Annotated in this window: 6 protein-coding genes; 4 read left to right on the top strand and 2 right to left on the bottom strand. The window is 39.3% G+C overall.

The annotated features are described in order from the left end of the window. Nucleotides 1–25: 25 nt before the first annotated feature. On the bottom strand, nucleotides 26–745 hold the full coding sequence (locus tag B3Y13_RS08985; RefSeq protein WP_296021448.1) for an isoamylase: 720 nt from the start codon (nucleotides 743–745) through the stop codon (nucleotides 26–28). Between the two features lie 293 nt (nucleotides 746–1,038). Between B3Y13_RS08985 and flcA the strand changes: the two genes are divergently transcribed. Further along, entirely contained in the window at nucleotides 1,039–4,353 is a 3,315-nt protein-coding gene (flcA, locus tag B3Y13_RS08980) for a periplasmic flagellar collar protein FlcA (RefSeq protein WP_296694049.1), read from the top strand. Between the two features lie 49 nt (nucleotides 4,354–4,402). Continuing rightward, nucleotides 4,403–5,023 carry a diacylglycerol/polyprenol kinase family protein gene (locus B3Y13_RS08975; RefSeq protein WP_296021436.1) on the top strand — a complete coding sequence of 207 codons (621 nt, stop codon included), beginning with the start codon at nucleotides 4,403–4,405 and terminating at the stop codon, nucleotides 5,021–5,023. Here B3Y13_RS08975 and B3Y13_RS08970 read toward each other — a convergent pair. Continuing rightward, the gene (locus tag B3Y13_RS08970) at nucleotides 5,008–5,832 is read right to left on the bottom strand and encodes a hypothetical protein (protein WP_296021431.1); all 825 of its coding nucleotides are present in this window, start codon (nucleotides 5,830–5,832) and stop codon (nucleotides 5,008–5,010) included. The two genes, B3Y13_RS08975 and B3Y13_RS08970, sit on opposite strands and share 16 nt — an antisense overlap. 126 nt (nucleotides 5,833–5,958) lie before the next feature. Between B3Y13_RS08970 and B3Y13_RS08965 the strand changes: the two genes are divergently transcribed. After that, complete coding sequence (locus B3Y13_RS08965) at nucleotides 5,959–6,471, top strand: DUF2259 domain-containing protein (RefSeq protein ID WP_422664333.1); 513 nt, start codon at nucleotides 5,959–5,961, stop codon at nucleotides 6,469–6,471. Next, nucleotides 6,462–6,674: a DUF2259 domain-containing protein gene (locus B3Y13_RS09925; protein WP_414718191.1), complete on the top strand. Its 213-nt coding sequence runs from the start codon at nucleotides 6,462–6,464 to the stop codon at nucleotides 6,672–6,674. The genes B3Y13_RS08965 and B3Y13_RS09925 overlap by 10 nt, the downstream gene beginning before the upstream one ends. Nucleotides 6,675–6,773 lie beyond the last annotated feature (99 nt).

The raw sequence follows: 6,773 nt of genomic DNA, 5'->3' as shown, positions 1-6,773 counted from the left end.
TAAATTATAAAACTCGAAATTCAGGCTATTTGACTACAATCGAAGATACTGTTTTGCCTTCGGCGGTGTAGGCTTTTGACGGGTTTGTTGTGTCGATAAACTGTTTTAGGCCGGTAAAATAGGCGTAATAGTATGTTCCGGGCGGCAACGGCAGGTAAATTTCGTATTTTCCTGGGGCAGTTTCTGTCATTTCGTAAATCCAGCTGTCCCAATTTGTAAATGTGCCTGCCAGCCTGATTTTTTTGCCTGGTTCAAAGCTGCAGGTAAATTTTGTAAATCCGTCGGGCATTTTTTCGGTTATATTTTTTTTTGTCTGCGGAATTTCTATGCACGAAAATTCTATTCCGTTTTCTGAGTCGTATTGGGTGTTTGGATTTGTCGGATCAACTGTCCAAAGGCCGTCGATTACAAGTTTGTAGGAAATTTTTTGTGTTTTTGGAGGAATTTTCAGAACGTAAAAATACCATGAGTTTGTCTGTTCTCCTTCGTAGTCGAAAAGCTTGCGCAGCGAAAATGCGTGAATTTTGCTGAAATTTTCAAAATCGAAGGCAATTCCTACGTTACGGGCGTTTTTTTCTGCTGTAAAGAGAATGTATTCATCGCTTATCAAAGGTGAAGTTACTCCTCTTACAGAAGTTACAAGATTGTCGTAATCGTAAGTGTCTTTTTTTGGCTCATCTTTTTTTGCAGAAACGCTAATTAAAACAAAAAATGCAAAAAATGTAAAAACAGCAAACTTTTTCATACTGGAATTTTCGGTATTTTTTGAACGGAGTTTAGATTTTTAAAATTAAGTTTTGTGGCAGGGATAGAAGGGGCGGAAACCGTTGGCGGTTGCCTGCAAACGCCAATGCAGCGCGGTTAGCGCGGAACCCCGGATAGCCCGTTTTTTTTGCGGAGCAAAAAAGCCGCCCAAATTATTAAAGCAAGGGTTCTGATTTTCCGAAAATGAGTGTAGAATTGAATCTTGAATTGTAATCAGGGCTCTAGAATTTTTTAGAGAAACCTGCCAATTTTTGTCTGGAGTAAAAAAACGAAATGCCGGGATTAAATCAGCTAAAGAAATTTGCCAGTGATATGCAGAATGTTGGTGACGAAGTTAAAATTCGTGCCCAGCGCGGTGAAAAACCTGCCGTTGTTCCTTTCCCGGAAGGAATTTCTGAAGAAGACGATTCTGAAGATTTTGTTCTTGGACTTCCTGAAAAAACGGATGATTCTCCTGAAAATTCCGTATCTGCTGTTGATTCTGGCGAAGAAAAAAATGAGCAAGATTTAAGTTCTCAGACACAAGAAAATGATGCTGTTCCAGATTTGGATTCGCTTTTAGATTCCAATGCTTCGCACTCTGGCGATGAGCCTGATTTAAGCGAATTTCTTGATGAGCCTGAAAAGAAAGAACCTGAAAAAAAAGAGCCGGAAGAAATTCCTCTGGAAGATCTTGATTTGGAGGCGCTTTTAAAATCCGCTCCTGAAGAAAGTGCTCAAACTGAGGCTGAGCAGGAAAATGTGCCGTTTGATGGGCTTTCTGGCGAAAATCTTTCTGAGCCTGAAAAAAAATCTGACAATTTTGAAGGCATTCAAATGCCGGATTTGCCGGACGATATGGATTTTGGAACTGAGAATACGGCTTCAAAAAACGATGACGATTTTGCTTTTAACGGCGAAGCTATCGACCTAAATGCCGATCTTCCGGAAGATATTGTCGAAAAAGACGGTTTTTCTCCTTTGCCAGACATTGAAGATGCTGAAAACCCTGAAAACGCTGCAAATTCTTCGGAGTTTGAACTTGATGATAAGACTAAGAATATTGAAAATCCTATGGGGCTTTCAGAATCTAAAAAAACAGATGAAAAGTTTGATGAAAATTTGAACAGCGATTCAAATTTTAGTCCGGACACCCGTCTGAACGACTTTAATCTTCCGGATTTTGATTCATTTTCTATGGAAAGTCCGAAAAATTCTGATTTCTCGGAAGGCTCTGCAGGTTCAGAAAATCCTGTCTCTTCGGAAGGTTCTGGCTCTAAGACAACGGAAGAAGAAAATGACACTGCGGCCGCCGAAATTTTAAAAGGGCTTTCTAGTCCTGTTGACGCTTCGGTTGATGTTCCTGCGGAAGATTTTTCGAGTTCAATCGAAGAGCTTGGAAGTGACGGAAATATTGATTTTGGAACAGGAAATGCTTCTTTTTCTAGTGGAGATGAATTTCCGGAAACCTCATTGCCTGGAATCGGTAAAAATTTACCGGACGATGACTTTCTTCTTGACGATGATTTTAAAATTCCTGGATTTTCGGACACTCAGACTGCCGCATTTGACAAGCGTGGACGGCCAAAAGTTGATGTTGTCGATTTTTCTCAGGCAAAGAGCGGAAGACCAAAAAATACTCTCACCGAAGAAGAATATGAAACTTTTAGAAAAAATCTTTCTGGATATCCGCTCAATCTTCGGCTTGCGATTGAAGATTTAGTCGTAAAGAACGAATTTACCGACGACGCTGTTTTTGAAATCATTCAAAAAATTCTCAACAAGGCGCCTGCAAGACAGATTGCTTCCCAATTGGAAAAAATGCTCGACATTTCAATTGACGTTCCGAGAGATTACGAGAGGCGTTCTTTTGCCCAGTACGAAGCGTACAAGCAGTCTTTTCAGTTTCAGTTAAAAAATAGAATCATTCCAGGAACGATTGCAGGAATTGTAATTGCTTTTGTGGTTTCTCTGCTTTTCCGGGCTGGCGTTTTGTTCGTTTATAAGCCTATAATGGCAAATATTATTTACAAGCAGGGATATGCCCTTCTTCAGAACAACGAATATCCTCAGTCAGAATCAAAATTTGTTGATGCGGTTCAGTACAAACCTGTAAAAAAATGGTTTTTTAAATATGCCGAAGGTTACCGTGAGCACAAGCAGTTTGAACGTGCGGCTCAAATGTACAAAAATATTCTTGGAGTTTTTAAGCACGACAAAAATGCTGGGCTCGACTGGGCGAAAATGGAGCTTTATGACCGCGCAAACTATGAGCGTTCTGAAGAAATTGTCCGCCGCGAAATTTTAGACTGGCACATAAACGATTCTGATGGAATTTTGCTTTTGGGCGATGTTTTTCTTGAATGGGGGGAAACAGATTTTTCAAAATATGAACAGGCAAGGCAGACTTATTCCGATTTGATTCAGCTTTATGGAGCTACAGACCTCTATATGTCGAGAATGCTCCGTTATTTTATCCGCACTGACAAATTAAAAAATGTCATAGAGCTTAAAAGCCGTTTTTATCCGCGCGAAAAATCTTTGGAAGCAAAAGACTGGACAGAACTTTCAGGCTACCTTCTGGACAAGCTTTACGGAAAATTGAGCCGTTCAGATGAATATTTACGTGCAAAAATTGAAGATGTAAAAGCGATGCTTGACATTGCAGAAAAAAAAGATTCAAAAAACCCTCTTGCCCATTACAATCTTGCGCGCTACTTTATCCGAAATTCAAATTTTGAATCTGCAAGAAGAAAACTTTTGGTTGCTCTTGACTGTTTTGATAAGCTTAGTGTCCGCACAAAAAAAAGCGTTTACAGCGAAATTGACGCCTGCCGTCTTTTGGGCGAGCTTTACACGGATTTAAGCCAGTACATAAAAGCTCAGGAAGCGTACACCCGCGGAATTGACCTTTTCCAAAGAGAAAACGAAAAAAACGGACTTGAAGGCGATTTAAATACAGGAATTTTGTATGCGGACATGGGAGATATTGAATACTTTATTTCTGGCGATATGGATGCGGCCTTAAAAAATTATGAGTATTCAGTTTTAAATAAAAATTCAACTCCGACTGTAAATTACAGAATCGGTGTTATAAATTATAACAAGCAGAATTACGAAAATGCGCTCACATTTTTTATAAAGGCTTTAGAAAAAAAAGATGCAGATCAAAACCTTCTGCTTGCAGCCGGAAACACGCTTGCTCTCCGCGGAGATAATTTTGCGGCTCAAGGTTATTACAACCGTCTTTTAAGCCTTTTAAACGAAGAAAAAGCTCATCATGCGCTTCTTTTTCCTCAGGCTAAGGAAGATGATGCGCAGCTTGTAGAAATGATTTTAAAAACAACCAACAACCTTGGAGTTGTCTTGAATAAAATTGCTCGTCAGACAGGCAACAGCCAGATGAACGGAAAAAGTTTTGAATGTTTTGTCGAATCAATTCGAGCCTGGGATGCTCTTACAAGAAACCAGGAAACGATGGTTCGGCTTGGCGGAAGCAACCTTGCCCTGCAAAATTCAAAATATATTTCGGCTTCTATGGCGGAATTTGAACCTGCAATTTATACAGACATTCCGCGCACTTTGGTTGGAGAAAAAGTGCTAAAATAGAATAAAGCCGCAAAGAACAAAAGAGTTGAAAATCCGGAATTTTTGAAAAATGTTTTGCATTAGAATTGGAATTGACATAAAAAAGCACTTTATTTCGCTCAAAAAAGAAGTTTTCCGAAAAACAATTCATATTTGTACTGCATTTGTGCCAATTTTTATTCATTTTTATAAAATTCCAGCGATAATTTGCCTTGTTTGCGCAGCCGTTTTGTATTCAGTTTCTGAAATTTTAAGGCTAAACGGTGTCTGTGTTCCGCTAATAAGTTCAATAACGGTCGCTGCCGCCCGAAAACGTGATGACAATAAATTTGTTCTCGGTCCGGTAACCTTGGTTTTGGGAATTGTTTTGTGCTCTATTCTTTGGAAAGAACCATTTTCTACAGTCGGGATATTTTCTCTTGCATTTGGCGACGGACTTGCAAGCCTTGCAGGAAAAACATTTGGCAGGGTCGAAGTTCCTTTGACTGGAGGAAAGACAGCGGCTGGAAGCCTTACCTGTTTTGCCGCAGTTTTTATTTCGAGCTTTTTTGTCTTGCATAATTCAATTTTGTGCTTTTTTCTTGCCCTCGTTGCAACTTTGATTGAAGGATTGCCGCTAAAAGATTATGACAACATTCTGATTCCTGTTGCAATCGGCGGGCTTTCTCAACTTTTTTATCTCCACATGTAAAGTGAATGCAAGGCTCTCAAATATCTATACGTTCCCAAAAGAAGAAGCGGAAGTCCCAAAATAATAAAGACGAAGTTGTCCGAAATTACCAAAAATCCATATCCAGAAAGAATAAACAACATTGAAAAGGCAACTTTTTTATATTCGTCAGTATTTTGATTGACTGCCATAATCCAAAACGAAATAAAACTCAATGCAGTAAATGCAAGCCGCGAACAAAAAAACAGTCTTGGAAATCCCCATGTGACGGTTCCGGCAGAACTTATTCTTGCCGTATTGATAGGCGCAATAATCGCAAAAACAACAGTTATTGCAAAAAGAATCGTAATATTCCGTTCAATATCCTGGCGCTGCTCTGCAGAACTTGCAAGAGCCGCAAAAAGAAAGCTCAGCGGACACAAAAGCCGTCCGATAAAAATAATTCTTCCGCAAAAAAACAGAAGATCAGAAAAAGTTGACCACAAACCAAAAAGCGGCGTTAAGAAGCGCACTCCTTCGCAAAGACAGCCAGTCAAAAATGCAAGAAAAAAGACAATTTCGTTTGACTGAGTGTTTTCAAAAAGTTTAAGCGCATAAAAAACAGTAACAGGCGCAAAAAAAACAATCAGCGAAATTGAAATCATCGTTGCAATAAAATTGTATTTTAAGAATCCGATTTTTTCTATAAATGCTGGAATCCGCAGGTTAGGCGGCGGAGTAATAGCTTTGTTTACAAGCGCTATAATAAAAAAAATTAGGGCGCTTGCAATGCAGACAAGCGAAAAATAGAAGAAAATCTGCATCATGCGGTTGCGAGTCTTTAAAGTCATAAAAAAATATTAAAAGCAAACAAAAATTAAGTAAAGAGAGAGCATTTAAAATCCGAAAATAAATATAGAGCATAACAGGCGCTTAAAAAATGCAGGCACGGACAGCATACAAAAAATCAGCTTTTTATGCGCATTGAATGGGAGAAAAAAATGAAAAAGCATCTTTTGATTTTATTCACAATTTTTGCAACGGTTTCACTTTCTTTTGCTGGAGATGCTGCGGCTTTTGTTGATCTCGGACTTTCCGAAGACGGCAAAACTTACGTTTTTGCAGAATACGGAAAAACAGATAAAACTTTTCAGGGCTACGCGGAAATTTATTGCGTTGATATTGAAAAAAACGACTGGATTGACGGCGAAGTTTTCCGCATAAATCCATCGGAAGCGACTGCAAAAAAAACAGGCCGCGAAGTTTACGAAGAACTTCTAAAAAAGGCAAGCTGGGTGCTCAAAAAATACAATTTAAAAAAATCAGAAGCCGACAATCTCCTTTTTACACGCGAAATTCCGTCTTCAACCGGCGAAATCGTTTTTAAGGATTTTGAAGGATCGAGCACAGAGCGCAGCGTTTTTTACCATATTAAACTCATAAAAAATGTCGAAGGCACAGGAGAAANNCTTCTTTCTTTATCGCAGTAGAAAAACAGGACGAAAACGGCGATGTAATCAGCCGCGACATTGTCGGAAATCCTGACATAAAGCGCAAAGGCGTAACAGGCTACACAATCAACCGGATTTTCAGCGACAAAAGCGGCCGCAATTTTGTGTTCGTAGTCGAAAAGCAGGTCGAAAACAAGACAGGCACGTGCATCCGCTACATGGTCGAAACAATCCATCTGTAAAAAAATAAAAACTTGCAAAAAAATCCTGGCCGTAAAAAAAGTGCCGGGATTTTTTATTTATGGAGCACATTTTTTGCTCAAACCGGCCAACCGCCACTT

This window comes from Treponema sp. UBA7567, from assembly GCF_002476655.1.
Classification (GTDB): domain Bacteria; phylum Spirochaetota; class Spirochaetia; order Treponematales; family Treponemataceae; genus Treponema_D.
The sequence above is the reverse complement of the archived record's forward strand: the minus strand, read 5'-3'. Positions and strand labels throughout refer to the sequence as shown.

Excerpts from the sequence above, each read along its gene's own strand:
- B3Y13_RS08985 (WP_296021448.1), bottom strand. The coding sequence starts at position 745 with ATGAAAAAGTTTGCTGTTTTTACATTTTTTGCATTTTTTGTTTTAATT.
- B3Y13_RS08975 (WP_296021436.1), top strand. The coding sequence starts at position 4,403 with ATGTTTTGCATTAGAATTGGAATTGACATAAAAAAGCACTTTATTTCG.
- flcA (WP_296694049.1), top strand. The coding sequence starts at position 1,039 with ATGCCGGGATTAAATCAGCTAAAGAAATTTGCCAGTGATATGCAGAAT.
- B3Y13_RS08970 (WP_296021431.1), bottom strand. The coding sequence starts at position 5,832 with ATGACTTTAAAGACTCGCAACCGCATGATGCAGATTTTCTTCTATTTT.